This window comes from Pseudomonas sp. Y39-6 (assembly GCF_023651955.1).
Taxonomy (GTDB): Bacteria; Pseudomonadota; Gammaproteobacteria; order Pseudomonadales; family Pseudomonadaceae; genus Aquipseudomonas; species Aquipseudomonas veronii.
The window spans coordinates 6,817,346-6,842,882 of the sequence record NZ_CP069594.1 but is presented as its reverse complement, the minus strand read 5'-3'; the positions used below and the strand labels follow the sequence as shown (position 1 = coordinate 6,842,882).

Below are 25,537 nucleotides of genomic sequence, written 5' to 3'. Positions count from 1 at the left end.
GTGGCTCAGCTCGCAGCAGGCGGTTTGGCCACCGAACACAGGCGGATCGAGTCGGCCAGGATCTCAATGGCTTTGGGCCGCGGGAAGCTGGCGCGCCAGGCGATCGCCACGGTGCGGAACGGCACCGGCGGCGTGAGCGGGCGCACGGCGATCACGCCCGGGGCGTAGTGATGGCTGTCCACCGCCGACAGCGGCAGGATCGAAATGCCCAGGCCGGAGGCGACCATGTGGCGAATGGTTTCCAGGGAGCTGGATTCCACGGTGGTGTGTTTGGCGCCGTCGTGGCCCTTGGTCAGGGTCGGGCAGGCTTCCAGCACCTGGTCGCGGAAGCAATGGCCTTCACCGAGCAGCAGCAGGCTCTTGTCGTTGAGCAGGCCGGCGTCGATGCTGTCTTTCTGCGTCCACGGGTGCGAGGCCGGCATCAGCACGTAGAACGGCTCGTCGTAGAGCGGCAGGGTCAGCACGTCGGCCTCGTTGAACGGCAGGGCGATGATGATCGCGTCCAACTCGCCGTTGCGCAGTTTGTCGCGCAGCACGTGGGTGAAGTTCTCTTCGATATACAGCGGCATCTGCGGCGCGACGCGGTGCAGTTGCGGAATCAGGTGCGGGAACAGGTACGGGCCGACGGTGTAGATGGCGCCGACTTTCAGCGGCGCGGTCAGCTGATTTTTGCCGGCCTGGGCCAGTTCGCGAATACTTTGGGCTTGCTCCAGGACCTTTTGGGCCTGGGCAACGATGCCTTCACCGACCGGGGTCAGGCGCACGGCGCTTTTGCTGCGCTCGAAAATCAGCACACCGAGTTCGTCTTCAAGCTTTTTCACGCCCACCGACAGCGTCGGCTGGCTGACGTGGCAACGCTCGGCCGCGTGGCCGAAGTGTTGTTCTTGGGCGAGGGTCACGATGTAGCGTAATTCTGTAAGAGTCATAGCGGGCGTCCATGAGGTTGCGAGCCAAGCATACCGGCTGCAATCGATAGACACACGTTATCAGAACTTTGATAAGGATTGAGCGGGGAATGTGCGAGATTTTGCTGAAGCGATAAAACCCGATGTGGGAAGGGGCTTGCTCCCGATAGCGATGGGTCAGTCGAGGACGTGTCGACTGATGTACCGTCATCGGGAGCAAGCCCCCTCTCACATAGCCCTGCGCGTGCCTTTAGCGGCGACGCTTCTCGATGTTGTAAACGAACGGCGCGACGATCTCGATGCTGCCGCTTTTCACCATGTCGGCCGGTGGCTTGGGCAATGGCTGGGCGCGACGGATCATGTCCAGGGTGGCGCGGTCCAGGTCGGCGTTGCCGGAGCGGCCCACCAACTCGTAGGACAGCACATTGCCTTCGGCATCGACCACGAAGCGCAAGCGATTCATGCCTTCCTTGCCACTGTTCTGCGCGCTTTGCGGGTACTTTTTGTACTTCTGCAAGTGCGCCAGCAGGGCGCCTTCCCAGGAGGCTTTGGCGGCGACCTGTTGCGGCGACGGGCCCGGTGCGGGCTGGGCCGATTTTTCCGCCGGTGTATTGGTCGGCGGCGTGTCGCTTGGTGGCGTCTCGGAAGGTTTCTCCTTGGGCGGCTCGGGCTTTTTCTCCTCCGGCTTGGGCGGCTGGGGTTTCGGCTTGGGCTTGACCGGCTTGGGCACCTGGATCGTCGGCTTGGGCGCCTCGGCCAGTTTCGGCAGCGGCAGCTCTTCCACCGGGGCGGGCGGCTGCGGCGGCGTGACCACCTTGGGCGGTGCCGGCGGCGGCGGTGCGGGCATCGGCGCCAGGTCGATGACCATGGCCGCCGGTGGCAGCTGGACCGTGCGCGGCGCCGACCAGTGGAGCGCGATGGCAATCGCGATGGCATGCACGCCCAGCACGACGGCGAGGCTGGTGCCATAACGCGTCAGTTTGTGGCGCGTCGTGATCATTTTTTGGCTGCCGTCTCAAGTCCGACCAGGCCGACCTTGAGGTAGCCGGCTGCCCGCAGGGCATCCATCACGCTCATCAGGTCGCCGTAGTCCACGCCTTTGTCGGCCTGGAAGAAGATCGTCGTGTCTTTCTTGCCTTGGGTCTTGGCGTCGAGCGCCGGCCCCAGGGTTTCGGCTTTGACTTCTTCTTCGCCCAGGAACAGGCGCTGGTCCGCCTTGACGCTGAGGAAAATCGGTTTCTCCGGCCGCGGCGCGGGTTTGGCGCTGGAGGCGGGCAGGTCGACCTTGATATCCACGGTGGCCAAGGGGGCCGCCACCATGAAGATGATCAGCAGCACCAGCATCACGTCGATAAACGGCGTGACGTTGATTTCGTGGTTCTCGACGAGTTCGTCGTCGCCTTGATTCAAATGCAGGCCCATGGCCGATTACCCCACTTTCACCATGTGCGGTTGCGAGCTGCGCTCGGAAGGCAGGTGATCGAGGTCGCGGCTGACCAGCAGCAGGACTTCTGCCGACGCGTCCGATACCTGGGCCTTGTAGCCGGCAATCGAACGGGCGAAGACGTTGTAGATCACCACTGCGGGAATCGCGGCAACCAGGCCCAGGGCGGTTGCCAGCAAGGCTTCGGCGATGCCGGGAGCGACGACGGCAAGGTTGGTGGTCTGGGTTTTGGCGATGCCGATGAAGCTGTTCATGATGCCCCACACGGTGCCGAACAGACCGACGAACGGCGCGGTGGAACCGATGGTCGCCAGCACGCCGGTGCCGTTGCTCATGTTACGACCGCAGGCTGCCACCAGGCGCTCGAGACGGAATGCCACGCGCTCCTTGATGCCCTCTTTTTCGCGGGTATTGGCCGACAGGCGCATTTCTTCCAGCGCGTCGTGTACCAGCGTATTGGCCAGGGTGCCCTTCTTGGTCGCCGTTTCGCTGGCTTCCTTGAGGGTGGTGGCCTTTTTCAGGTGGACGATCTCGCTGCGCAGGCGGCGCTTGGCGCCCAGCAGTTCGAAGCCTTTGGCGATCCAGATGGTCCAGGTGATGATCGAGGCGATGGCCAGGCCGATCATCACGGCTTTTACCACCACGTCAGCGTTTTGGTACATGCCCCATGGCGACAGGTCGTGGGCCATGCCAAGGGTGTTGTTTTCTTCCAGCACTACGCCGGGCTCGTCGGCGGTGGCCGGCGCTGCAGCCTGGGCTGGGTCTGTGGCGGCCGGCACCGCAGGGGCGGCGGTGGCATTTTGTTCAGCGGCAGCAGGAGCCGCCGGCGCGGTGGCATCAGCGAATGCGGCGGTCGGTGCCAGCAGTACGCTGAACAGCAGCGCCGCAATCGCACGCCAGGCGCGGGATGGACTGTGAAGTTTGGTTGGCGAAGCGGGGTGTGTATTACGTGTCATGCTGGCCGGACCTGAGAGAAAAAAATGAGTGATCGTCCTTCCAGACCCTGCGAGGTCGAGGACAAATGGGTCGTTATTATTGCAAGTAATTCTTGTTAACAGAAGTAATACAGTAACTTTATTTGTCCTTTTTCTGGCCGCTGGTCTCCTGCGGCGGCTAATCTAGACCTTTCAGTACGGAGTTTTGTGATGTCTGCGCCTTCTGTTGTGATTGCCGGTTGTGGCGATGTGGGGAGTCGGCTGGCCAGCCAATTGCTCGCCTCGGAATGGGAGGTTCATGGCCTGCGGCGTGATATTTCGCGCCTGCCCGATGGCGTGATCGGCATTGCCGGTGACCTGTTCAATAAGGATTGCCCTGACACCTGGCCGATCGGCGGGGTGGATTACCTGGTGTATTGCGCGGCGGCGACGGATCACGACGAAGCCGGTTATCGCGCCGCTTACGTGCAAGGGTTGCAGCATGTGTTGGAGTGGTTGAAGGATTACGGCCAGGAGCCCAAGCATCTGCTGTTTGTGTCCAGCAGCAGTGTGTATGGGCAGCAGCAGGGCGAATGGGTCGACGAAACGTCCGAGACCCAGGCAAAGGGCTATTCCGGGCAGGTGATGCTGGAAGCCGAGCAAATCGCGCTGAACAGCGGCATTGCGGCGAGCATCGTGCGCTTGACCGGGATTTACGGGCCGGGTCGCGAGTGGCTGCTGACGCAGGTGCGCCAGGGTTATCGCGTGGCGATTGATCCGCCTTTATATGGCAACCGGATCCACGTCGATGATGCGGCTGGCCTGCTGGCGTTTTTGTTGCGGCATGTGGAGCAGGGCGGTTCGCTGGATCGGATCTATATCGGTGTCGATGACGCACCGGCGCCGTTGGCCGAGGTGGTGGCCTGGTTGCGTGAGTACCTGGGTGTGACGCAATGGTCCGATGACGCCAGTGTGCGCCGCGCCGGGAGCAAGCAATGCAGCAATGCCCGGGCCAAGGCGTTGGGCTGGGTGCCGACGTATCCGAGTTATCGCGAAGGCTACGCGGCCATCCTGAAGGGCTGAGCCGCGGTCAGAAAAGGTGGGAGGGGGCTTGCTCTGTCAGCCACGGTTGTAGTGGCTGATGCACTGCGATCGGGAGCAAGTCGAATCGTCGCAGCGCCCCTCCCACATTCAGGTCTGTGGGATGACGGTTATTGTTTTTCAAGCAGCCACTGGCGTGGCCCCGGTGTAAACGAGGGCACTTCGTCGGCCTGCGAGGTATTGATCGCCTGGAAGATTTCCAGCTGCTTGCCCTTGCGTGCAAAGATCCACGCATTGCCCACGCCGTTGCGTTGCAACCACATGCTGTCGTAGCCGCCGCTCATGGAGGCGCAATCACCCGCCAGGCATAACGAATATCGATCGGCGCCCGGCAGGCCGGCCACTTGGCCGTTGGCCTGGAACTGCACGGTGGCGCCTTCGCCATTGCCGTTGGCGATTTTCCAGTCGCCGCCCATATAAGCGGCGTACAGCGCGCGCTCGAAGTTGGCGCCCAATGGCGCGCCTTCCGGTGCAGGTTCCTTGGCGCGGGCAAACAGCTGTTCGGGCTCGTTGTCGTTGGCCACTTGCAGCAGTTGCCGACCTTTGCGCTTGAGATCGGTGGCGGCGCTGCCGTAGAAGTCGACGCTCCAGGCACCGGGCTTCTCACCGAGCAACTTGCCTTCCGCTACTTCAAAACCGTTGTAGTAGCGGGCCTGCAGGGCCTTGGTGTTGACGTCCCACTCGAGGTTCGGGCCAAAGCTCTGCAGTGCTTCACGCAAAGGGCCGCCCTTGGCTGCCGCGTCGATGGCAACCTGGTTGATCCAGGTGCCGCTCACATCCAGGTCGGCGGGGTTGCTGGCACAGCCGCCGAGCAACAGGGCGAGCAACGAAGAGGCTACAAGCGCTTTGCGCATCATGAAATCCTTTTAAAACGAAGTCGGCGCAGCCTATGGAGGCTGCGCCGGGTGTTTTACTCGATGACCAGAATCGCGTCCATCTCAACCTGTGCGCCCTTTGGCAGGGCAGCGACGCCGATAGCGGCGCGGGCTGGGTAAGGCTGTTCGAAGTACTTGCCCATGATCTCGTTGACCTTGGCGAAGTGGCTCAGGTCGGTGAGGAAGATGTTCAGCTTGACGATGTCCTTGAACGAACCGCCAGCGGCTTCGGCGACCGACTTGAGGTTTTCGAAGACCTGTACGGTTTGTGCTTCGAAGCCTTCAACCAGTTCCATGGTCTTTGGGTCCAGTGGGATCTGGCCGGACATGTAGACGGTGTTGCCCGCCTTGATCGCCTGTGAGTAGGTGCCGATGGCGGCTGGGGCTTTGTCGCTGGTGATAACAGTCTTGGTCATGAATGACTCCTTGTAAGAGGTGGGCTATGCACGCATGCGGGTGATGCGGATCACACCGGTCAAGGCGCGCAGTTTCTTGATCACGCGGGCCAGGTGTACGCGGTCGTGTACGCTGACCACCAGTTGGACCACGCTGATGCGACCATCGCGCTCGTCCATGCTGATTTTCTCGATATTGCCGTCGGCCGCGTTGACGCTGCTGGCCAGCAGGGCGATCAGGCCGCGCTGGTGCTCCAGCTCGACCCGCAGCTCGACGTTGAATTCGCCGGTGACATCCTTGGCCCACGAGAGCTGGATGCATTTTTCCGGGTTGTGGCGGATTTCGCTGATATTGCGGCAGTTGTCCAGGTGGACCACCATGCCTTTGCCCGCCGACAGGTGCCCGACAATCGGGTCGCCCGGGATCGGCGTGCAGCACTTGGCGTAGCTGAGCACCAGGCCCTCGGTGCCGCGAATCGCCAGCGGACCTTCCGGGCTTGGCAATTGCTCGCCTTCGCCGAGCAGGCGACGGGCGACCACATAGGCCATGCGGTTGCCCAGGCCGATGTCTTCCAGCAGGTCTTCGATGGTTTCCTGGCGATACTCGCTGAGCATCGCTTGCACGCGCTCGCCGGGGATTTTCTCGAGGGCGCTGTCGAAGCCGTTGAGCACCTTGTTCAGCAAACGTTCGCCCAGGCTGATGGACTCGGAGCGGCGCTGCAGTTTCAGGGCGTGGCGAATATGGGTGCGCGCCTTGCCGGTGACCACGAAGTTGAGCCACGCCGGGTTCGGCCGGGCGCCCGGTGCGCTGACGATCTCCACGGTGGAGCCGCTTTGCAGCGGTTCCGACAGCGGGGCCAGGCGCCGGTTGATGCGGCAAGCGATGCAGCTGTTGCCGACATCGGTGTGTACGGCGTAGGCAAAGTCGACGGCCGTGGAGCCTTTGGGCAGCTCCATGATCCGGCCCTTGGGCGTGAACACGTAGACCTCGTCCGGGAACAGGTCGATCTTCACGCTCTCGATGAATTCCAGGGAGTTGCCCGCACGTTGCTGCATTTCCAGCACGCCTTTGACCCACTGGCGCGCGCGGGCGTGGGTGCCTTTGGGCTGCTCGTCGCCGCTGGATTTGTACAGCCAATGGGCGGCGATGCCGTTGTTGGCCATCTCTTCCATTTCCCGGGTGCGGATCTGGATCTCGATCGGCACCCCATGCATACCGAACAGCGTGGTATGCAGCGACTGATAGCCGTTGGCCTTGGGAATGGCGATGTAGTCCTTGAAGCGGCCCGGCAGGGGTTTGTACAAATTATGTACAGCGCCCAATACGCGGTAGCAGGTGTCGACCTTGTCGACGATGATCCGGAACGCATACACGTCCATGATCTCGTTGAAGGCCCGGCGCTTGCCGCGCATCTTCTTGTAGATGCCGTAGATGTGCTTCTGCCGCCCGCTGACCTCGCCCTCGATCTCGTCGATCGCCAGGCAATGGCTCAGCGACTCTTCGATCTTGTTGACGATTTCCTTGCGGTTGCCCCGGGCGCGCTTGACTGCCTGGTAGATGCGCGCCGAACGCATCGGGTGCATGGCCTTGAAGCCGAGGTCTTCGAATTCGATACGAATGGCGTGCATGCCCAGCCGGTTGGCGATGGGCGCGTAGATTTCCAGGGTTTCCTTGGCGATGCGCCGGCGTTTTTCGCCGGACAGCACTTCCAGTGTCCGCATGTTGTGCAGCCGGTCGGCCAGCTTGACCAGGATCACACGGATATCCCGGGCCATGGCCATCGCCATCTTCTGGAAGTTTTCCGCCTGGGCTTCGGCCTTGGTCTCGAAGTTCATCTGGGTCAGTTTGCTGACCCCATCGACCAGTTCGGCCACGGTTTCGCCAAATTGCGCGCTGAGCGCTTCCTTGGCGATGCCGGTGTCTTCGATCACGTCATGCAGCATCGCGGCCATCAGGCTCTGATGGTCCATGTGCATGTCGGCGAGAATATTGGCCACCGCAAGAGGATGGGTGACATACGCCTCGCCGCTGCGGCGGCGTTGGCCATCGTGGGCTTGTTCGGCGTAGAAATACGCTCGGCGGACCAGGTTGACCTGGTCTGGGCCGAGGTAGGTCGATAAGCGATCGGCGAGGGCGTCTATGCTCGGCAAAGGATGGACTCCTGCCGCGTGCGTTGACACCGCGCCGTGCTACGTCGACCAGGCATAGGCTTAGACGGCCTCGTTGGACTCGTCCTCGAACGCTGCAAACAGCGGTTCGTCTTCAACGATCTCGGCGTTGGCGATGAACTCGTAGCTCATCAGGCCTTCAGCGATTTCGCGCAGAGCGACAACGGTAGGCTTGTCGTTTTCCCACTGGACCAGGGGCTCTTTGCCGCCAGTGGCCAGTTGACGGGCACGCTTGGTAGAGAGCATGACCAGCTCAAAGCGGTTATCCACGTGTTCTAGGCAGTCTTCAACGGTTACGCGGGCCATGGTATTCCTCGGAGCGAATGCAAGATGCGCGCTGCCCGGTTGGGCGAGCGGACTAAACAGTTTAAAAAATCACCAGCGTTTAGGGAAGCGCTGATTTTTCCCAGGCTCTCGCAAAACCGCTGCAAGTGCCAATGTAAGGCCCTCGCAGCGGTTTTGGGAAGAGCTGATCAACCGAGCAGTTCGGCCAATAACTTGCCGAAACGCTGTTGTTGGCGTTTTTGCTGGAGCTGATTGGCGCGGAAAATCGCCTTCAAATCGTCCAGGGCGTGGGCAAAATCGTCATTGATGATCAGGTAATCGTAGTCGACGTAGTGGCTCATTTCGCTGACGGCTTCACGCATGCGGCCTTCGATGATCGCGTCGCTGTCCTGGCCGCGGTTGGTCAGGCGCTGGTGCAAGGCTTCCAGGGACGGCGGCAGGATGAAGATCGACCGCGCCTTGGGCATCAGCTGGCGCACTTGCTCGGCGCCCTGCCAGTCGATTTCCAGGATCAGGTCGTGGCCTTCGTCCAGGGTCTGTTGCAGGTGGCTTTGCGAGGTGCCGTAGAGGTTGCCGAACACTTCGGCGCGCTCAAGGAAGGCGCCGTGCTCGATCATCTTGACGAACTCGGTGCGCTCGACGAAGTGATAGTGAACGCCGTTCACCTCGCCCGGGCGCATGGCGCGGGTGGTGTGGGACACCGAGATGCGGATCTGTTCGTCAGCGTCGGTCAGGGCCTTGACCAGGCTGCTCTTGCCCGCGCCCGAGGGGGCGGAAATGATGTAAAGGGTGCCGGTGCTGTGGGTCATGGAAGTTGCCTTACTCAATATTCTGTACTTGTTCGCGCATTTGCTCGATCAACACTTTGAGGTTGACCGCCGCCGTGGTGCTGCGCGGATCGAACGCCTTGGAGCCCAGTGTATTGGCTTCGCGGTTGAGTTCCTGCATCAGGAAATCCAGGCGCCGACCGGCGGCGCCGCCGGACTTGAGCACGCGGCGTACTTCAAGGATGTGGGTGCTCAGGCGATCGAGCTCTTCGGCGACGTCGCTCTTCTGCGCCAACAGGACCATTTCCTGCTCCAGGCGTACCGGATCGAGGTCGGCCTTCATGTCGGCGAAGCGGTCGAGGACCTTCTGGCGCTGGGTCGCGAGCATCTGCGGCACCAGCTCGCGCAAGGTGACCACGTCGGCTTCGATCGCGCTCAGGCGCTCGCTGATCAGGCGGGCCAGCTCGGCGCCTTCGCGCTCGCGGCCGGCCTTGAGTTCCTTCAAACCCTGGGTGAACAAGGCGAGGGCTTCGGCGTTGAGGGCTTGCGGGTCGCTGGCGTCGGCCACCAGCACGCCGGGCCAGGCCAGCACTTCCAGCGGGTTCAGCGCGGCCGGCTGCTTGATCAGGCCGGCGATGGTTTCGGCGGCGGCGACCAGTTGCGCGGCGCGCTCGCGGTCGACCTGCAGCGGTTTGCCGGTGGTTTCCTCGGTAAAGCGCAGGGTGCATTCCAGCTTGCCGCGGGAAATGCCCTGGCGCAGTGCTTCACGTACCGCGCCTTCGAGGTCGCGGAACGATTCCGGCAGGCGCAGGTGCGGCTCCAGGTAGCGGCTGTTGACCGAGCGCAGTTCCCAGCTCAGGGTGCCTTGCGCGCCGGCTTTTTCGACGCGGGCGAAGGCGGTCATGCTGTGCACCATGGAGGTACCTCGCGTTGCAGTCCCGCGATGGCGGGCTGATGGGTAAATTGAAGCCGACAGGCTGCGAAGGCGCAGGAGTGTAGCGCAGTGGGGCGATTGGCCCCAAACCCTGGCACTGACAAAGCACCGCCAGTCGACGATTCGTAACCGAATTTTTTAGACGTGCCCCGAATCGGCTCGCGGCTCTATAATGCTCGGCAGTTTTTCGTCCTCCGTACAGGTATCCCCTATGAAACGTCCAAGTGGTCGCGCTGCCGATCAGCTCCGCTCGATCCGCATCACCCGCAACTACACCAAACACGCCGAGGGATCTGTACTGGTCGAGTTTGGCGATACCAAGGTGATCTGCACCGTCAGCGTCGAAAACGGCGTGCCGCGTTTCCTCAAGGGCCAGGGCCAGGGTTGGTTGACCGCCGAATACGGCATGCTGCCGCGCGCCACCGGCGAGCGTAACCAGCGTGAAGCCAGCCGTGGCAAGCAAGGCGGCCGTACCCTGGAAATCCAGCGCCTGATCGGCCGTTCGCTGCGTGCCGCCCTGGACATGTCCAAGCTGGGCGACGTGACCCTGTACGTCGACTGCGACGTGATCCAGGCCGACGGCGGCACGCGCACTGCCTCCATCACCGGTGCCATGGTTGCGCTGGTCGACGCGTTGAAAGTGATCAAGAAGCGTGGCGGCCTGAAAGCCGGCGACCCGCTCAAGCAGATGATCGCCGCTGTGTCGGTGGGCATGTACCAGGGCGAGCCAGTGCTGGACCTGGATTACCTGGAAGACTCGGCCGCCGAGACCGACCTGAACGTGGTGATGACCAGCACCGGTGGTTTCATCGAAGTGCAGGGCACCGCCGAAGGTGCGCCATTCCAGCCGGCTGAGCTGAATGCCATGCTGGCGCTGGCGCAGAAAGGCATGACCGAGATTTTCGAGCTGCAGAACGCCGCGCTGGCCGACTGAACCGGCTTCAAGGAGAAACGCCATGAGTGACAGTCAATTGCCGGTTCCGGCACCGTCCAAGGAAGTCCGCCAATGGGCGATGTTGTGTCACTTCGCGGCGTTTCTGGGCCTGGTGTTCCCTTTCGGCAGCCTGTTGGGGCCGCTGATCCTGTGGCAGATCAAGAAGGACATGGACCCGCTGATCGATGACCAGGGCAAGGAAGCCCTGAATTTCCAGATCACCGTGGCCATTGCCTGGCTGGTCTGCATGGTGCTGGGGTTCGTGGTGATCGGCTTCCTGTTGATGTTGATCCTGGTGGTCGCGGCGCTGGTGCTGACGATCATTGGCGGGATCAAGGCCAACAACGGCACGGCCTACCGCTACCCATGGACCTGGCGGCTGATCAAGTAACCAGGCGCGCACAAAAAAACCGACAGCGATGTCGGTTTTTTTTGTGCCTGGGCAAAGACCTCAGATGGTCAGTGTCCAGTCATAGTCCACGATCAGCGGCGCGTGCTGTGAGAAGCGCGGCTGGCGTGGCAGTCGTGCGCTGCGCACAAAGCGACGCAGGCCCGGGGTCAGCAGCTGGTAGTCGAAACGCCAGCCCAGGTTGAGCATCTCAGCCTGTTCGTTGTCTGGCCACCAGCTGTACTGGTCGCCTTCGCGGCTGACTTCGCGCAGGGCATCGACATAGCCCATGTTGCCGACAATCTCGTCCATCCAGGCCCGTTCCGGCGCCAGGAAACCCGGGGATTGCTGGCTGTCGCGCCAGTTCTTGATATCCAGCTTCTGTTGCGCCACGTACAGCGAGCCACAATAAATGTACTCGCGACGTTTGCGTCGCTGTTTATCCAGATAACGGGCGAAGTCGTCCATTAGCTTGAACTTCTGGTTCAAGTCTTCATCGCCGTTCTGCCCCGAAGGAAGCAGCAAGGTCGCGATGCTGACCTTGTCGAAATCGGCTTGCAGGTAGCGCCCGTAGCGGTCGGCTGTCTCGAAGCCGAGGCCGCTGATGACCGCCTTGGGTTGCAACCGCGAGTACAAAGCCACGCCACCTTGGGTGGGCACTTCGGCATCGCAGGCATAAAGGAAGTAGCCATCCAGTTGGAAGGCTGGATCGTCCAGTTCAAAGGCGGAGGCGCGGGTGTCCTGCAGGCAGATGACGTCGGCATTCTGGGCTTGCAGCCAACTGAGCAAACCACGCTCGACTGCAGCCTGAATACCATTAACGTTCACACTGATGATCCGCATAAATGGCCCCAAAAATCGCGTGCGTGTATGATACACGCCGTCTACCTAATTAGCTAAATCCGTGGTATCTGAGGCTTTTTTCATGCAGGCGTATCAACGCGATTTCATTCGTTTTGCCATCGATCGCGGGGTTTTGCGCTTCGGTGAGTTCACCCTCAAGTCCGGGCGCACCAGCCCGTATTTCTTCAATGCCGGCTTGTTCAACTCGGGTTCGGCCCTGGCTCAGCTGGGGCGTTTCTACGCGGCTGCCATCGTTGAAAGCGGTATTTCCTTCGACGTTCTGTTCGGTCCGGCCTACAAGGGCATCCCCCTGGCCGCCGCGACGGCCGTGGCGTTGGCCGAACACCATGGGCGCGATCTGCCGTGGTGCTTCAACCGCAAGGAAGCCAAGGCCCATGGCGAAGGCGGCAGCCTGGTGGGCGCTCCGCTCACCGGCAACGTGCTGATCATCGACGACGTGATCACCGCCGGCACCGCCATCCGTGAAGTGATGCAGATCATCGCCTCCCAGGAGGGTGCCAAGGCCGCAGGCGTGCTGATCGCCTTGAACCGCCAGGAGCGTGGCAATGGTGAGTTGTCGGCGATCCAGGAAGTGGAGCGCGATTTCGGCATCCCGGTGGTGAGCATCGTGTCGTTGAACCAGGTGTTGCAGTTCCTGGAAGATGATCCGCAGCTCAAGCAGCACTTGCCGGCAGTACGGGCGTACCGCGAGCAATTCGGCGTCCAGTAAACGCCGCACAACAAAAAGCCCCACCCCCTGTAGGAGCGAGCTTGCTCGCGAAGAACGCCAACGATGACGCGTTTATTCTGGATGAACGCGGCGTCTTTACGTTTTTCGCGAGCAAGCTCGCTCCTACAGGGGGTGGGGCTTTTTGTGTTTAAGGACGCTTGCGGTTGCTGATCAGCGTACCCACACCGGTGTCGGTGAAGATTTCCAGCAGGATCGCATTCGGCACGCGGCCATCAAGGATCAGCGAGCTGCCGACGCCGCCCTGTACCGCTTCCAGCGCACAACGGATCTTCGGCAGCATGCCGCCGTAGATGGTGCCGTCGGCGATCAGCTCGTCCACTTGTTGGGTGGTCAGGCCGGTCAGCACCTTGCCTTGCTTGTCCATCAGGCCGGCGATGTTGGTCAGCAGCATCAGCTTTTCAGCCTTCAGCGCTTCGGCCACTTTGCCTGCAACCAGGTCGGCGTTGATGTTGTAGGACTCGCCGTTGGCGCCCACGCCGATCGGCGCAATGACCGGGATGAAATCACCTTTGACCAGCAGGTTCAGCAAGTCGGTGTTGATACCGATCACTTCGCCCACCTGGCCGATGTCGATGATTTCCGGCTGGGTCATTTCCGGCGTCTGACGGGTTACGGTCAGTTTTTTCGCGCGGATCAGCTCCGCGTCCTTGCCGGTCAGGCCAATCGCGCTGCCGCCGTGGCGGTTGATCAGGTTGACGATGTCTTTGTTCACCTGGCCGCCGAGGACCATCTCCACCACGTCCATGGTCTGCGCGTCAGTGACTCGCATGCCATCGATGAAGTGGCTTTCGATCGACAGGCGCTTGAGCAGGTCGCCGATCTGCGGGCCGCCGCCGTGGACCACCACCGGGTTGATCCCCACGGCTTTCATCAACACGATATCGCGGGCAAAGCCGGTTTTCAGCTCGTCGCTTTCCATGGCATTGCCGCCGTATTTGATCACCAGCGTCTTGCCGACGTAGCGTCGAATGTAGGGCAACGCTTCGGACAGGACCTTGGCGGTGTTGGCAGCGGCTTCGCGTTCGAGGGTCATTCAGGGCTCCGGTGCAAAAAAATCAGAACGGTAATTGGAGATCGGGGGCAACACGTTTCAACTGGACGTGGAACACGTCTTTGATGCGCTGCAACTCAGCCTCGGTATCCGCCTCGAAACGCAGCACCAGCACCGGTGTGGTGTTGGACGCGCGAACCAGGCCCCAGCCTTTGGCGTAATCGACTCGCACACCATCAATGGAGGTCAGGTTGGCGCCTTCGCCCCATTGCGCATCGTGCAATGCGTCAATGATGCTGAATTTGCTCTCTTCGGTCACATGGATATTGATCTCTGGCGTAGAAATATCATTCGGGAAGGTCTGAAACAGCTCCTGCGCCGTGGATTTTTCCTTGCTGAGGATCTCCAGCAGACGAGCGGCGCTGTAAATGCCGTCGTCAAACCCGAACCAACGCTCCTTGAAGAACACGTGGCCGCTCATTTCGCCGGCCAGCAGCGCGCCGGTTTCCTTCATTTTCTTTTTGATCAACGAGTGACCGGTCTTCCACATCAGCGGGCGACCGCCATATTCCTTGATCAGCGGCGTCAGGCGACGGGTGCATTTTACGTCGAAGATGATTTCGGCATTCGGGTTGCGCGCCACCACATCACGGGCGAACAGCATCAGCAGGCGGTCGGCGAACACGTTTTCGCCGGTGTTGGTCACCACGCCCACGCGGTCACCGTCGCCGTCAAAGGCCAGGCCGACGTCGGCCCCGGTTTCCTTGACCTTGGCGATCAGGTCCACCAGGTTTTCAGGCTTGCCCGGGTCTGGATGGTGGTTGGGGAAGTTGCCGTCGACGTCGCAGAACAACGGCACCACTTCGCAGTTCAGGGCTTCGAGCAGTTGCGGGGCGATCACGCCGGCCGCACCGTTGCCGCAGTCCACCACCACTTTCAGGCGGCGCGCGAGTTTGACGTCGCCGGTGATTTCGTCGGAGTAGCGCTGAAGAATGTCGACCTTGGTGATGCTGCCTTTGCCGCTGGTCAGGTCGTTGGTTTTCAGGCGTGTGTGCAGGGCCTGGATCTGTTCGTTGGCCAGGGTGTCGCCGGCGATGACGATCTTGAAGCCGTTGTAGTCCGACGGGTTGTGGCTGCCGGTGAGCATCACCCCGGATTTGCCGGCCAGCACGTTGGCGGCGTAGTACAGCGCCGGGGTCGGCACCAGGCCGACGTCGCTGACATGGCAACCGCTGTCGGCCAGGCCCTGGATCAATTGCTCCACCAGCTCGGGACCGGACAGGCGACCGTCACGGCCGACCGAAACGTTCGGTTCGTCCTGGGCCAGGCTTTGGGCGCCGATGGCGCGGCCAATCCAGTAGGCGGTTTCGGCGGTCAGGGTCTTGGGCACCACGCCACGGATGTCATAGGCGCGGAAGATGCTGTCGGGGAAGGTCGGGGCTACTCGGGCGGCGGTACTCATCGCGGGGGGAAACTCCATCTGAAAGAGACAAGGCTGGCCTTAATGTGGCTGACCGGCAGGCTTAAACTGAAGGGTATGACGGCGTTTTCGGTGCAGAGTTCGTGGTGCAAAAAGGCCATCGGAGCATCCGCTCCGCGCTTATGTTTGCGTAATGCATTGATTTTACTTGGAAAATGTCGCTCGTCAGGTCCGCGCATTCTTCATCCTGAAAGGCCATGCGGTGGCATCTAACCGGGCCGGACGGTAGCGTCCGCCCCGGTTTGGTGTGGTCAGTGACTGCCGGAATGCCCAAAACCGCCTGCGCCGCGTTGGGTTGCGTCGAATTCCTGTACCAGTTCGAAGTGCGCCTGCACCACCGGCACCAGCACCAGCTGCGCGATGCGCTCGCCGACGACGATGTTGAAGGAGGTCTGGCCGCGGTTCCAGCACGACACCATCAGCTCGCCCTGGTAGTCCGAGTCGATCAGGCCGACCAGGTTGCCCAGCACGATGCCGTGCTTATGGCCGAGGCCCGAGCGCGGCAGAATCAGCGCCGCCAGGCCCGGGTCGCCGACATAAATCGACAGGCCGGTCGGAATCAGCAGGGTCTGGCCCGGCTCGAGGACGGTGTCTTCCTTGAGCATGGCGCGCAGGTCCAGGCCGGCGGAGCCCGGTGTGGCATAGGCCGGCAGGGGGAAGTCGGTGCCGATGCGGGGGTCGAGGATCTTGGCTTGCAAAGCGTGCATGTAAATTAAACCTGGTTCAGCCGTTGGGCGATAAAAGAGATCAGTTGGCGGGCAATCTTGCCCTTGCTGGTCTGGGCGAAAAGGGTGGCGTGCAGGTCGCGATCGATCACGCTGCAGGCGTTTTCCTCACTGTTGAAGCCGATGCTTGGGTTGGCGACATCATTGGCAACGATCAGGTCGAGGTTTTTGTCTTTCAATTTACGTGCGGCGTAGTCCAGCAGGTGCTCGGTCTCGGCGGCGAAACCGACGCTGAACGGACGGTCCGGGCGGCTGGCGATGGTGGCCAGGATGTCCGGGTTACGCACCATTTGCAGGAGCAGGCCGTCGCCGCTGGTAGGGTCTTTCTTGAGCTTTTGCGGGGCGACGACTTCCGGGCGGTAATCCGCAACCGCTGCCGAGGCGATAAACAGGTCGCAGGGAATGGCCGCCTCACAGGCCGCCAACATGTCCCGGGCGCTGACCACGTCGATCCGGGTGACACGATCGGGCGTCGGCAAATGCACCGGGCCGGTGATGAGGGTCACGCGCGCGCCTGCCTCGACCGCCGCTTCAGCCAGGGCAAAGCCCATTTTTCCTGAGCTATGGTTGGTGATGTAGCGCACCGGGTCGATGTTTTCCTGGGTCGGGCCGGCGGTGATCAACACGTGCTTGCCAGTCAGGGCCAGGTGCTGGAAGCACTCGGCGGCGCACAGTGCCAGGTCGGTGGCTTCGAGCATGCGGCCCATGCCGACGTCGCCGCAGGCCTGGCTGCCGGAGGCCGGGCCGAACACCTTGAGGCCACGGCTTTGCAGGAGCTGCGTATTGGCTTGGGTGGCCGGGTCGCGCCACATGGCCTGGTTCATGGCCGGGGCGATGGCGACAGTGGCGTCGGTGGCCAGGACCAGCGTGGTCAGCAAGTCATCGGCGATGCCTTGCGCCAGGCGGGCGATCAGGTCGGCGGTGGCCGGGGCGATCAGCACCAGGTCGGCCCATTTGGCCAGTTCGATATGGCCCATGGCGGCTTCGGCGGCCGGGTCCAGCAGGTCCAGGTGAACCGGGTGGCCGGACAAGGCCTGCATGGTCAGCGGGGTGATGAACTCACTGCCGCCGCGGGTCATGACCACGCGCACTTCGGCGCCCTGGTCGAGAAGCCTGCGAACCAGCTCTGCGCTCTTGTAGGCGGCAATGCCGCCGCCGACGCCGAGAACGATGCGTTTCCGATACAGACGCTGCATTGGTTTGCCTTTCCAGTTCAGTGACGCCTGCGATGCCCCCTCCCCAGGTGAAATCGCATGCAAAAAAGAGGGCCTACGATAACACAGCGTCCGCCAGGCAACAGCGGCGCACATGCACAGGGAGGCGGGATGAGTATTCGTGATTGGCCGGTGGCCGAGCGGCCGCGGGAGAAGCTTTTGGAATGGGGGGCCGCAACGCTGTCCGACGCCGAACTGTTGGCTATCTTCCTGCGCACCGGTGTGGCCGGGCGGAGCGCGGTGGACCTGGCGCGGCATCTGTTGGCGCAGTTCGGTGGCCTGCGCCCGCTGCTGGAGGCCAGCCAGGTGCTGTTCAGCCAGCAGTTGGGGCTGGGGCCGGCGAAGTTTGCCCAACTGCAGGCGGTGCTGGAAATGTCCCGGCGCCACTTGGCCGAACAACTGCGCAGTGACTCGGTGCTGGAAAGCCCGGTCGCTGTGCGTGACTACCTCAAGGCGCTGTTGCGCCATGAGCCTCACGAGATTTTCGGCTGCCTGTTTCTCGATTCAAAGCATCGGGTGCTGGGGTTCGAGGCGTTGTTCCAGGGCACCATCGACGCCACCGTGGTTTACCCGCGGCAAGTGGTCAAGCGCGCCCTGGCGTATAACGCGGCGGCGTTGATCCTGTGCCACAACCATCCTTCGGGGAGTGTGGAACCGAGTGCGGCTGATCGGAAATTGACCAAGATTCTGCAAAAAGCCTTGGAAGTGGTGGATGTGCGGGTGCTGGATCACATCATCGTGGGCGATGGTGATCCATTGTCGATGGCGGAATACGGGTGGATGTAGGAGGGGCAGCAGTTGCAAGGTTGCAGCTGCAAGCCTCAAGGGGGCTTGCAGCTTGCAGCTCAGGGCTTGACGCTGACTTTCGAAAAGTCCTGCCGCCCAAACGGGCTCACCTGGTACCCCTCGACATTCTTGCGGATCAGGGCGAACGCCATCGGGTGCGCCAGCGGCAGCCACAGGGCCTGCTGTTGGATCTGCGCCTGGGCCTGTTGATACAGCTTGCTGCGCACCCCTTGCTCGCTGGTGGTCTTGCCGGCGCTGATGAGCTTGTCCAGGGTCGGGTCGCAATAGCGGGCGAAGTTGGTGCCGGATTTCACTGCCGCGCAGGAGAACTGCGGAGTCAGGAAGTTATCCGGGTCGCCGTTGTCGCCGGCCCAGCCCATGAACAGCAGGTCGTGTTCGCCGGCCTTGGCGCGGCGGATCAGCTCGCCCCATTCGATCACGCGGATCTCGGCCTGGATGCCGACCTCGGCCAGGTCCGCCTGCAGCAGTTGCGCGCCGAGGTTGGGGTTGGGGTTCAGCAGGCTGCCGGTGGGGCGTGTCCAGATCGTGGTCTTGAAGCCGTCCTTGAGCCCGGCGCGCTCCAGCAGCAGCTTGGCCTTGGCGATGTCCTGTGGATAACCCGGCAACTCCTTGGCATAGCTCCAGGTGTTGGGCGGGTAGGGGCCGTTGGCGGCTTCGGCGGTGCCTTCGAACACGGCTTTGAGGTAGCTGTCCTTGTCGAAGGCCAGGTTGATCGCCTGGCGCACTTCGGGCTTGTCCAGCGGTGGGTGCTGGCTGTTGATCGCGACGAATGCAGTCATGAATGCTGCGGTTTTTTCTATTTTGAGTGCGGGATCTTTCTCGGCTTCGCCCACATCCAGGGGTTTGGGCGACAGTGCGATCTGGCATTCGTCGCGGTGCAGTTTCTGCAGGCGCACGTTCGCATCCGGGGTGATGGCGAAGATCAAGTTATCCACAGCCGGTTTGCCGGCGAAATAATCCGGGTTGGCTTTGTAGCGCACCACGGCGTCTTTCTGGAATCGCGTGAAAATGAACGGGCCGGTGCCGATGGGCTGGCTGTTGAGCTTCTCCGGGGTGCCGGCCTTGAGCAGCTTGTCGGCGTACTCGGCCGGGTAGATCGAGGCAAAACCCATGCTCAACGCGGCGAGGAAGGTCGAGTCGGGGTGGTCGAGGGTGAAGCGCACGGTCAGCGGGTCAAGGGCATCGATCTTCTTGATCAGTGCGGGCAATTGCAGCGACTGGGCATGGGGGAAGCCGCTCTGGGCGATCTTGTGCCATGGGTTGGCCGGATCGAGCATGCGCTCGAAGCTGAAGCGGACATCCTCGGCGGTCAGGGTGCGGCTCGGGGTGAAATAGTCGGTGCGGTGGAATTTTACGTTGGGGTGCAACTGGAAGGTGTAGGTCAGGCCGTCCGGCGACACTTCCCAGCTGTCCGCCAGGCTTGGCACCAGCTTGCCGCTGGCTGCGTCATAGTTCACCAGGCTGTTCATCAGCACGTCGGCCGAGGCGTTGGTGGTGGTCAGCGAGTTGTACTGCACTACGTCGAACCCTTCGGGGCTGGCTTCGGTACACACGCTCAGATTGGTGGCCGCCAGGGCCTGCGACGCGATAAACAGAGGGGCTAGCAAAAGCGGTAGGGCAGCGAGGCGCATGTTCGGTTTCCTGTGCAGATCGAAGGCCCATCTGCGAGTGCAGTCTGGAAAAGTCCTACCGTAGTGGTCTGATTGATAAATGACTAGTCCATTTTTGCCTGTGCTTTTGGCTCAAATGCTGTTTTGATGGCGCCTCAGCGCGTTTCGCCTTGTACTTTTTGGTACTTGCGGGCGTTGTAAATCATTCTGTGCGACGAGCGGTCGGCTATTGCAGCGGCCCCTCCTGGCAACGGTTCGGCCATCTGTCGCCGAGATTTACGCCGGTAAAAACACACGGGCTGTTGTTGCACTTGGGTCTTTCTGGTATAAAGCAGCGCTCTTTTCTAGGGGCCCGGTTCCTTCGCTTGTAGGTGTAGCCGGTAAGACCCTAAAGAAACGCGGCGCCTGGCGCCAAATGACTGAGAGATTAAGCGGCCAACCCATGCCGGGTTGGGCATGTGGTTTTAGAGGGCTGAGGCATGTCGAGAGTCTGTCAAGTTACCGGTAAGGGTCCGGTGACTGGGAATAACATTTCCCACGCAAATAACAAAACCCGTCGTCGTTTCCTGCCGAACCTGCAGCATCACCGCTTCTGGGTTGAAGAAGAGAAACGTTTTGTGCGTCTGCGCGTATCTGCCAAAGGCATGCGCATTATCGACAAGCGTGGCATCACTGTCGTGCTGGCCGAAATCCGCGCCGCTGGCAAGATCTAAGGAGCTCTATCATGCGTGAATTGATTCGAATGATCTCTAGCGCCGGTACTGGTCACTTCTACACTACCGACAAGAACAAGCGTACTACCCCGGACAAGCTCGAAAAGAAAATGTTCGACCCGCGCGTTCGCAAGCACGTGATCTACAAAGAAGGCAAAATCAAGTAATTGATTTTCTTCCTTGTGAAAAAAAGCCCGTTTCTCACGATTCGGGCTTTTTTTTGCGCAGGATTTGCTGATCAGGCCTTCTGTTCGAACACCACATAGATCTTGCGGCAGGGCTCGAGCACTTCCCAGGTGCCGCTGAAGCCGGCCGGGATCACGAAGCGGTCGCCGGCGCGCAAGGTCTTGGCGTTGCCCTCGGCATCGCGCAGTACGGAAACCCCCTGCACAATCTCGCAGTACTCATGTTCGGTGTAGTTGACCTTCCACTGCCCGACGTCGCCTTCCCAGACGCCGGCGCTCATCTGGCCGCACGGGCTATTGTAGTGGTTGTAGATCGTTTGCTCGGGATTGCCCTTGAGGATTTTTTCCGGGGCAGGGAGGTAGCGATCGGGGGCGGTGTTGGCTTGGCTGAAGTCGACGATGTCCTGGATGCTCATGTGCGTGTCCCGTCTGGCCTGCGGTTGGAGAGCCCAAAGTCTATGTTTATTAAAATGAACATCGCAAGGGCGTTTACCGGCGTTATGTCAAATATATTGATACATCCCCAGCCGCTGGTTTAGGGTGGCAGTTGCCTTGAGCCGAACAACTGGCTGGCGGGGCAAGCATTCTTTGAGGCTGCCGGGGCACATCGCCTGGCCCTTGTATTCAATAAGAGGAGGACACTCGCATGACCACCCTGACCCGTGCCGACTGGGAGCAACGCGCCAAGGATCTGAAGATCGAAGGCCGCGCCTATATCAATGGCGAGTACACCGCCGCCGTTTCCGGCGACACGTTCGAATGCATCAGCCCCGTCGATGGCCGCCTGCTGACCAGCGTTGCCAGCTGTGACGTCGCCGACGCCCAGCGCGCCGTGGAAAATGCCCGCGCCACGTTCAATTCCGGTGTCTGGTCGCGCCTGGCGCCGGCCAAGCGCAAGGCCACCATGATCCGTTTCGCCGCGTTGCTCAAGGCCAATGCCGAAGAGCTGGCGCTGCTGGAAACCCTGGACATGGGCAAGCCGATCAGCGACGCCCTGAATATCGACGTACCCGGCGCGGCGAATGCCCTGAGCTGGAGCGGCGAGGCCATCGACAAGATTTACGATGAAGTCGCTTCCACCCCTCACGATCAGCTGGGTCTGGTGACCCGTGAGCCGGTCGGTGTGGTTGCCGCCATCGTGCCGTGGAATTTCCCGCTGATGATGGCTTGCTGGAAACTCGGGCCGGCGCTGTCGACCGGTAACTCCGTGATCCTCAAACCGTCCGAAAAATCCCCGCTGACCGCCATCCGCATCGCGGCCCTGGCCGTTGAGGCCGGTATTCCAAAAGGCGTGTTCAACGTGCTGCCGGGCTACGGCCACACCGTGGGTAACGCGCTCGCGCTGCACATGGATGTCGACACCCTGGTGTTCACTGGCTCCACCAAAATCGCCAAACAGCTGTTGATCCGCTCCGGCGAATCGAACATGAAACGTGTATGGCTGGAAGCGGGCGGCAAGAGCCCGAACATCGTGTTCGCCGATGCCCCGGACCTGCAAGCCGCCGCCGAATCCGCCGCCGGCGCGATTGCCTTCAACCAGGGCGAAGTCTGCACCGCCGGTTCGCGTCTGCTGGTGGAGCGCTCCATCAAGGATAAATTCCTACCGCTGGTGATCGCCGCGCTGAAGGGCTGGAAGCCAGGCAACCCGCTGGACCCGGCCACGAACGTCGGCGCGCTGGTAGACACTCAACAGATGAACACCGTGCTGTCCTACATCGAAGCCGGTCATGCCGACGGTGCCAAACTGGTGGCGGGCGGCAAGCGCACGCTGGAAGAGACCGGTGGCACTTACGTCGAGCCGACGATTTTCGACGGAGTGACCAACGCGATGAAGATCGCCCGCGAAGAAATCTTCGGCCCGGTCCTCTCGGTGCTCACTTTTGACAGCGCCGAAGAAGCCGTCGCCATCGCCAACGACACCCAATACGGCCTGGCCGCGGCGGTGTGGACGGCGGATATCTCCAAGGCGCACCTCACCGCCAAGGCACTGCGCGCCGGTAGCGTGTGGGTCAACCAGTACGACGGCGGTGACATGACCGCGCCGTTTGGTGGCTTCAAGCAGTCGGGCAACGGTCGCGACAAGTCGCTGCATGCGTTCGACAAGTACACCGAGCTGAAGGCGACCTGGATCAAGCTCTAAGCAACACCGCAGGTCCCCTGTAGGAGCGAGCTTGCTCGCGAAGAACTCAAAGACACCGCGTTCAACCAGACAGCACGCGTTATCGTTGGCGTTCTTCGCGAGCAAGCGCGCTCCTACCGTTCGTTTACAGCCCTGAAAAAACTATCCACAGGAGCGTGGAAATGCGTTGGGCGACTTATTTCGCCGTGCTGGCCTCGGTGCTCAGCGTTGGTCTGGCGTTGGGCGTCAGCATGCCGCTGGTGTCCCTGCGTCTGGAAGGCTGGGGCTACGGCAGCTTCGCCATTGGAGTGATGGCTGCGATGCCGGCCTTCGGCGTGCTGTTGGGGGCGAAGGTTTCCAGTCGGCTGGCGTCCTGGCTGGGCACTGCGCATCTGATGCGCCTGTGCCTGTGGGCGGGGGCGGTGTCCATCGGCCTGTTGGCGATCCTGCCGAGCTACCCGGTGTGGCTGGTGCTGCGGCTGATGATCGGGGTGATCCTGACCATCGTGTTCATTCTTGGCGAAAGCTGGATCAACCAGTTGGTGGTGGAGCAATGGCGCGGCCGGCTGGTGGCGCTGTATGGCTGCACCTATGCGCTAAGCCAGCTGTCGGGGCCGCTGCTGTTGGGCGTGCTGGGCACCGATCATGACTATGGGTTCTGGGTGGGCGTGGGCCTGTTGACGCTGGCGCCGTTGCTGTTGCTGGGGCGTTCCGGGGCGCCGACCGCCGAGTCCTTCAGCGTGACGTTTGCCGAGCTGTGGCGCTTCTGTCGGAGCCTGCCGGCGATTGCCTGGGCGGTGGCGTTATTCGCGGCGTTCGAGGCGATGATCCTGACGCTGCTGCCGGTGTATTGCCTGCAGCAAGGCTTCACGGCCGAGATCGCCCTGGCGATGGTCAGCACGGTGGTGGTGGGCGATGCGTTGCTGCAGCTGCCCATCGGCGCACTGGCCGACTACCTGCCGCGGCGCACGCTGTTCTTGAGCTGCGCGCTGCTGTTGCTGGGGGCGAGCCTGGCAGTCCCGTTGTTGATGCACACGCTGCTGATCTGGCCGGTGTGGGTGCTGTTCGGCGCGAGTGCGGGTGGTTTGTTCACCTTGTCGTTGATCCTGATCGGCGAGCGTTACCGCGACGATGCGCTGGTGCGCGCCAATGCCCACGTGGCGCAGCTCTGGGGCATCGGTTGCCTGATCGGGCCGCTGGTGGCCGGTGCGGGCAGCCAGTGGATCAGCGGGCATGCATTGCCGTGGCTGATGGCGGCCGGGGCGCTGGGGTTGGTGGTGCTGTTGTTGCGCCAGGGGGCGTTTGGCGCCGCGCAGCCCGCTTAGGCGCGAGGGGATGAAGGCGTTAGCGATGACGGGTACGGTCTGGTTAAGTGTGGTGTTCTTGCGTTCTTCGCGAGCAAGCTCGCTCCTACAGCATGCGTTCCAGGCCGACGGAGGTGGCGAACCAGGCATTGAAGTGGCGCCACCAGCTGCCCGGCTCGCGGGTCAGGGTGTGCGGTTGCCCGTTATCCTCGGTGGTCCACACCACCTGGCCATCCTGTAATTTCGCCTCGTAGCTCAATGCTGGCGCCATGCCTTGCAGCGCCAGATTGCGCAGGTGTTCGGCCAGCTCAGGGCTGTCCACCAGCACGCCGACTTCGGTATTCCACAGCACCGAACGCGGGTCGAAGTTGAACGAGCCGATAAACGATTTCTGCCGATCAAAAATCATCGCCTTGCTGTGCAGGCTGGAGTCCGAGCCGAGGAACAGGCCGCGACGAAACAGGTGGGGCCCGCTGCCTGTGCGGGGTGCGCCGGGTTGGCGGCGCAACTCATAGAGTTTCACGCCGTGCTCCAGCAGCGCCTTGCGATAGAGCGCGTAGCCGCCGTGTACGGCCGGCACGTCGGTGGCTTCGAGGGAGTTGGTCAGCAGGCTCACCGAGACGCCCGCGTCCGCGCGACCGGTCAGGTACACCAGGCCCGGCTGCCCCGGCACGAAATACGCCGAAATCATCATCAACTCATGGTTGACGCCTTCGAGTTCCGGTTCCAGTTGGGTGGTCAGCAGCAGGCGCGGGTCCGGATCATTCTTGGCGAGTACCTTGCTCGGGGCGTCCCACAACGCCTGGTTCCAGGCCCAGATCAGCTCGCGCCGCCAGATGTCCAGGCGCGGTTCGGTCTTGTAGGTGCGCAGGCGGTTGTACAAGGCGTGGTTCTGTTGGCGCGACTGGGCCAGGGATTCTTCCAGGCGTAGGCGTGCGCTGGTCAGGTCGCCTTTGGACGGCAGGTTGGAGATGAATTCATTGATGGGCTTGCTCAGGGCGCTGTTCCAATACTGGTCGAAACTGTGGCCGAGTTGCTCGGCCACCGGGCCCACGCTGAGCATGTCGATGTCGGTGAAATTCAGGTTGGGTTCGGCGTCGAAATACTCGTCGCCCAGGTTGCGCCCGCCGACGATGGCCGCGCTGTTGTCCGCCAGCCACAGTTTGTTGTGCATGCGCCGATGTTGCAGCGACAGGTTGAGCAGGCGCCCCATGGCGCGCGTCACGCCGGTGCTGCGCCCCAGGTGCAGCGGGTTGAACAGGCGAATCTGGATGTTGGGGTGGGCGGCGAGGGTGGCGATGACCTGATCGAGGCCGTCGCTGGTGGTGTCGTCCAGCAGGATACGCACACGCACGCCACGGTCGGCGGCCTTGAGCAGTTCATCCACGAGCAGGCGGGTGCTGATGCCGTCGTGGACGATGTAGTACTGCAGGTCGAGGCTGGTCTGGGCGTTGCGGATCAGTTCGGCGCGGGCCATGAACGCCTCGCTGCTGTTGGGCAGCAGGCGAAAGCCGGAGCGGCCCTGATGTGGCGCGGCCTGGGCCTGGATCGAACGGCCGAACGACGACTGCGTCGCCGGCAGGGCATCGCTGGGGATGCGCGGCACATTCACCGTGGCGCAGCCGCCCAGGGCCAGGGCGCCCAACAGGAAAAACGCTAAAAGCCGTCGAGTCATCAAGGGCAC

The 25,537-nt window shown here is 62.0% G+C and carries 26 protein-coding genes and 1 pseudogene; 9 read left to right on the top strand and 18 right to left on the bottom strand.

The genetic code is table 11. The annotated features are described in order from the left end of the window. Nucleotides 1-5: 5 nt before the first annotated feature. The 4 genes from JN756_RS31340 to exbB form a co-directional block, all read right to left on the bottom strand. A complete protein-coding gene (locus tag JN756_RS31340; RefSeq protein WP_046381642.1) occupies nt 6-926 on the bottom strand; it encodes a hydrogen peroxide-inducible genes activator in 921 nt (306 codons plus the stop codon). 229 nt (nt 927-1,155) lie between these two features. Then, entirely contained in the window at nt 1,156-1,905 is a 750-nt protein-coding gene (locus tag JN756_RS31335) for a TonB family protein (RefSeq protein WP_017846065.1), read from the bottom strand. Further along, entirely contained in the window at nt 1,902-2,327 is a 426-nt protein-coding gene (exbD, locus tag JN756_RS31330) for a TonB system transport protein ExbD (RefSeq protein WP_017846064.1), read from the bottom strand. The genes JN756_RS31335 and exbD overlap by 4 nt, the downstream gene beginning before the upstream one ends. A gap of 6 nt (nt 2,328-2,333) precedes the next feature. Further along, nucleotides 2,334-3,305 carry a tonB-system energizer ExbB gene (gene exbB / locus JN756_RS31325; RefSeq protein ID WP_046381643.1) on the bottom strand — a complete coding sequence of 324 codons (972 nt, stop codon included), beginning with the start codon at nt 3,303-3,305 and terminating at the stop codon, nt 2,334-2,336. Between the two features lie 189 nt (nt 3,306-3,494). Here exbB and JN756_RS31320 point away from each other — a divergent pair, with 189 nt between their 5' ends. Continuing rightward, on the top strand, nt 3,495-4,346 hold the full coding sequence (locus tag JN756_RS31320; RefSeq protein ID WP_046381644.1) for an SDR family oxidoreductase: 852 nt from the start codon (nt 3,495-3,497) through the stop codon (nt 4,344-4,346). A 128-nt stretch (nt 4,347-4,474) separates the two neighbouring features. On the opposite strand, the gene JN756_RS31315 is transcribed toward JN756_RS31320, so the two are convergent. The 6 genes from JN756_RS31315 to JN756_RS31290 all read right to left on the bottom strand — a co-directional run bounded on the left by JN756_RS31315 (nt 4,475) and on the right by JN756_RS31290 (nt 9,771). Further along, a complete protein-coding gene (locus JN756_RS31315) occupies nt 4,475-5,218 on the bottom strand; it encodes a hypothetical protein (protein ID WP_017846061.1) in 744 nt (247 codons plus the stop codon). Nucleotides 5,219-5,274: 56 nt separating this feature from the next. Beyond that, the gene (gene ridA / locus JN756_RS31310) at nt 5,275-5,655 is read right to left on the bottom strand and encodes a deaminase RidA (protein ID WP_003176922.1); all 381 of its coding nucleotides are present in this window, start codon (nt 5,653-5,655) and stop codon (nt 5,275-5,277) included. A gap of 24 nt (nt 5,656-5,679) precedes the next feature. Further along, nucleotides 5,680-7,785, bottom strand: coding sequence for a bifunctional GTP diphosphokinase/guanosine-3',5'-bis pyrophosphate 3'-pyrophosphohydrolase (gene spoT / locus JN756_RS31305; RefSeq protein WP_017846060.1), 2,106 nt, complete (start codon nt 7,783-7,785; stop codon nt 5,680-5,682). A gap of 60 nt (nt 7,786-7,845) precedes the next feature. Continuing rightward, entirely contained in the window at nt 7,846-8,109 is a 264-nt protein-coding gene (gene rpoZ / locus JN756_RS31300; protein WP_003176920.1) for a DNA-directed RNA polymerase subunit omega, read from the bottom strand. Nucleotides 8,110-8,276: 167 nt separating this feature from the next. Then, nucleotides 8,277-8,897, bottom strand: coding sequence for a guanylate kinase (gene gmk, locus JN756_RS31295; protein ID WP_017846059.1), 621 nt, complete (start codon nt 8,895-8,897; stop codon nt 8,277-8,279). A gap of 10 nt (nt 8,898-8,907) precedes the next feature. After that, complete coding sequence (locus JN756_RS31290; RefSeq protein ID WP_017846058.1) at nt 8,908-9,771, bottom strand: YicC/YloC family endoribonuclease; 864 nt, start codon at nt 9,769-9,771, stop codon at nt 8,908-8,910. A 229-nt stretch (nt 9,772-10,000) separates the two neighbouring features. On the opposite strand from JN756_RS31290, the gene rph reads away from it, so the two are divergent. Together rph and JN756_RS31280 are read left to right on the top strand one after the other, a co-directional pair. Further along, nucleotides 10,001-10,723, top strand: a complete 723-nt coding sequence (rph, locus tag JN756_RS31285; protein WP_003195497.1) for a ribonuclease PH — start codon at nt 10,001-10,003, stop codon at nt 10,721-10,723. Between the two features lie 22 nt (nt 10,724-10,745). Beyond that, entirely contained in the window at nt 10,746-11,114 is a 369-nt protein-coding gene (locus JN756_RS31280; RefSeq protein ID WP_017846057.1) for a DUF4870 domain-containing protein, read from the top strand. Between the two features lie 60 nt (nt 11,115-11,174). Here JN756_RS31280 and crc read toward each other — a convergent pair whose 3' ends face one another. Then, entirely contained in the window at nt 11,175-11,954 is a 780-nt protein-coding gene (gene crc, locus JN756_RS31275; protein ID WP_003195493.1) for a catabolite repression control protein Crc, read from the bottom strand. A gap of 82 nt (nt 11,955-12,036) precedes the next feature. Between crc and pyrE the strand changes: the two genes are divergently transcribed. Continuing rightward, nucleotides 12,037-12,684 carry an orotate phosphoribosyltransferase gene (gene pyrE / locus JN756_RS31270; RefSeq protein ID WP_017846056.1) on the top strand — a complete coding sequence of 216 codons (648 nt, stop codon included), beginning with the start codon at nt 12,037-12,039 and terminating at the stop codon, nt 12,682-12,684. A gap of 148 nt (nt 12,685-12,832) precedes the next feature. Here the strand turns inward: pyrE and argB are convergent, their stop codons facing one another. From argB to coaBC, 4 genes and pseudogenes are all read right to left on the bottom strand, one after another. Next, nucleotides 12,833-13,738: an acetylglutamate kinase gene (gene argB / locus JN756_RS31265; protein WP_017846055.1), complete on the bottom strand. Its 906-nt coding sequence runs from the start codon at nt 13,736-13,738 to the stop codon at nt 12,833-12,835. 22 nt (nt 13,739-13,760) lie between these two features. Then, nucleotides 13,761-15,185: pseudogene (locus JN756_RS31260) on the bottom strand (phosphomannomutase/phosphoglucomutase); the annotation flags it as partial. Nucleotides 15,186-15,427: 242 nt separating this feature from the next. Then, the gene (dut, locus tag JN756_RS31255) at nt 15,428-15,883 is read right to left on the bottom strand and encodes a dUTP diphosphatase (protein WP_046381646.1); all 456 of its coding nucleotides are present in this window, start codon (nt 15,881-15,883) and stop codon (nt 15,428-15,430) included. Between the two features lie 5 nt (nt 15,884-15,888). Then, nucleotides 15,889-17,097 carry a bifunctional phosphopantothenoylcysteine decarboxylase/phosphopantothenate--cysteine ligase CoaBC gene (coaBC, locus tag JN756_RS31250; RefSeq protein WP_017846052.1) on the bottom strand — a complete coding sequence of 403 codons (1,209 nt, stop codon included), beginning with the start codon at nt 17,095-17,097 and terminating at the stop codon, nt 15,889-15,891. 129 nt (nt 17,098-17,226) lie between these two features. Between coaBC and radC the strand changes: the two genes are divergently transcribed. Next, nucleotides 17,227-17,901 (top strand): RadC family protein, encoded by a 675-nt coding sequence (gene radC, locus JN756_RS31245; RefSeq protein ID WP_017846051.1) that lies wholly within the window; start codon nt 17,227-17,229, stop codon nt 17,899-17,901. A gap of 59 nt (nt 17,902-17,960) precedes the next feature. Here the strand turns inward: radC and JN756_RS31240 are convergent, their stop codons facing one another. After that, complete coding sequence (locus JN756_RS31240) at nt 17,961-19,553, bottom strand: ABC transporter substrate-binding protein (protein ID WP_201021649.1); 1,593 nt, start codon at nt 19,551-19,553, stop codon at nt 17,961-17,963. Between the two features lie 458 nt (nt 19,554-20,011). On the opposite strand from JN756_RS31240, the gene rpmB reads away from it, so the two are divergent. Further along, nucleotides 20,012-20,245, top strand: a complete 234-nt coding sequence (gene rpmB, locus JN756_RS31235) for a 50S ribosomal protein L28 (protein WP_003176907.1) — start codon at nt 20,012-20,014, stop codon at nt 20,243-20,245. Between the two features lie 11 nt (nt 20,246-20,256). After that, nucleotides 20,257-20,412: a 50S ribosomal protein L33 gene (gene rpmG / locus JN756_RS31230; RefSeq protein ID WP_003176906.1), complete on the top strand. Its 156-nt coding sequence runs from the start codon at nt 20,257-20,259 to the stop codon at nt 20,410-20,412. A 71-nt stretch (nt 20,413-20,483) separates the two neighbouring features. Here the strand turns inward: rpmG and JN756_RS31225 are convergent, their stop codons facing one another. Then, nucleotides 20,484-20,846: a cupin domain-containing protein gene (locus tag JN756_RS31225; protein WP_046381648.1), complete on the bottom strand. Its 363-nt coding sequence runs from the start codon at nt 20,844-20,846 to the stop codon at nt 20,484-20,486. A gap of 230 nt (nt 20,847-21,076) precedes the next feature. Between JN756_RS31225 and JN756_RS31220 the strand changes: the two genes are divergently transcribed. Together JN756_RS31220 and JN756_RS31215 are read left to right on the top strand one after the other, a co-directional pair. Next, nucleotides 21,077-22,570, top strand: coding sequence for an aldehyde dehydrogenase (locus tag JN756_RS31220; protein ID WP_046381649.1), 1,494 nt, complete (start codon nt 21,077-21,079; stop codon nt 22,568-22,570). 161 nt (nt 22,571-22,731) lie between these two features. Continuing rightward, nucleotides 22,732-23,874 (top strand): MFS transporter, encoded by a 1,143-nt coding sequence (locus JN756_RS31215; protein WP_057004015.1) that lies wholly within the window; start codon nt 22,732-22,734, stop codon nt 23,872-23,874. Nucleotides 23,875-23,959: 85 nt separating this feature from the next. Here JN756_RS31215 and JN756_RS31210 read toward each other — a convergent pair whose 3' ends face one another. Continuing rightward, entirely contained in the window at nt 23,960-25,528 is a 1,569-nt protein-coding gene (locus JN756_RS31210; protein WP_201021648.1) for a phospholipase D family protein, read from the bottom strand. Nucleotides 25,529-25,537: the final 9 nt, after the last annotated feature.

Coding starts and splice junctions, on each gene's coding strand:
- JN756_RS31340 (WP_046381642.1), bottom strand. CDS start 926: ATGACTCTTACAGAATTACGCTACATCGTGACCCTCGCCCAAGAACAA.
- JN756_RS31335 (WP_017846065.1), bottom strand. CDS start 1,905: ATGATCACGACGCGCCACAAACTGACGCGTTATGGCACCAGCCTCGCC.
- exbD (WP_017846064.1), bottom strand. CDS start 2,327: ATGGGCCTGCATTTGAATCAAGGCGACGACGAACTCGTCGAGAACCAC.
- exbB (WP_046381643.1), bottom strand. CDS start 3,305: ATGACACGTAATACACACCCCGCTTCGCCAACCAAACTTCACAGTCCA.
- JN756_RS31320 (WP_046381644.1), top strand. CDS start 3,495: ATGTCTGCGCCTTCTGTTGTGATTGCCGGTTGTGGCGATGTGGGGAGT.
- JN756_RS31315 (WP_017846061.1), bottom strand. CDS start 5,218: ATGCGCAAAGCGCTTGTAGCCTCTTCGTTGCTCGCCCTGTTGCTCGGC.
- ridA (WP_003176922.1), bottom strand. CDS start 5,655: ATGACCAAGACTGTTATCACCAGCGACAAAGCCCCAGCCGCCATCGGC.
- rpoZ (WP_003176920.1), bottom strand. CDS start 8,109: ATGGCCCGCGTAACCGTTGAAGACTGCCTAGAACACGTGGATAACCGC.
- gmk (WP_017846059.1), bottom strand. CDS start 8,897: ATGACCCACAGCACCGGCACCCTTTACATCATTTCCGCCCCCTCGGGC.
- JN756_RS31290 (WP_017846058.1), bottom strand. CDS start 9,771: ATGGTGCACAGCATGACCGCCTTCGCCCGCGTCGAAAAAGCCGGCGCG.
- rph (WP_003195497.1), top strand. CDS start 10,001: ATGAAACGTCCAAGTGGTCGCGCTGCCGATCAGCTCCGCTCGATCCGC.
- JN756_RS31280 (WP_017846057.1), top strand. CDS start 10,746: ATGAGTGACAGTCAATTGCCGGTTCCGGCACCGTCCAAGGAAGTCCGC.
- crc (WP_003195493.1), bottom strand. CDS start 11,954: ATGCGGATCATCAGTGTGAACGTTAATGGTATTCAGGCTGCAGTCGAG.
- pyrE (WP_017846056.1), top strand. CDS start 12,037: ATGCAGGCGTATCAACGCGATTTCATTCGTTTTGCCATCGATCGCGGG.
- argB (WP_017846055.1), bottom strand. CDS start 13,738: ATGACCCTCGAACGCGAAGCCGCTGCCAACACCGCCAAGGTCCTGTCC.
- dut (WP_046381646.1), bottom strand. CDS start 15,883: ATGCACGCTTTGCAAGCCAAGATCCTCGACCCCCGCATCGGCACCGAC.
- coaBC (WP_017846052.1), bottom strand. CDS start 17,097: ATGCAGCGTCTGTATCGGAAACGCATCGTTCTCGGCGTCGGCGGCGGC.
- radC (WP_017846051.1), top strand. CDS start 17,227: ATGAGTATTCGTGATTGGCCGGTGGCCGAGCGGCCGCGGGAGAAGCTT.
- JN756_RS31240 (WP_201021649.1), bottom strand. CDS start 19,553: ATGCGCCTCGCTGCCCTACCGCTTTTGCTAGCCCCTCTGTTTATCGCG.
- rpmB (WP_003176907.1), top strand. CDS start 20,012: ATGTCGAGAGTCTGTCAAGTTACCGGTAAGGGTCCGGTGACTGGGAAT.
- rpmG (WP_003176906.1), top strand. CDS start 20,257: ATGCGTGAATTGATTCGAATGATCTCTAGCGCCGGTACTGGTCACTTC.
- JN756_RS31225 (WP_046381648.1), bottom strand. CDS start 20,846: ATGAGCATCCAGGACATCGTCGACTTCAGCCAAGCCAACACCGCCCCC.
- JN756_RS31220 (WP_046381649.1), top strand. CDS start 21,077: ATGACCACCCTGACCCGTGCCGACTGGGAGCAACGCGCCAAGGATCTG.
- JN756_RS31215 (WP_057004015.1), top strand. CDS start 22,732: ATGCGTTGGGCGACTTATTTCGCCGTGCTGGCCTCGGTGCTCAGCGTT.
- JN756_RS31210 (WP_201021648.1), bottom strand. CDS start 25,528: ATGACTCGACGGCTTTTAGCGTTTTTCCTGTTGGGCGCCCTGGCCCTG.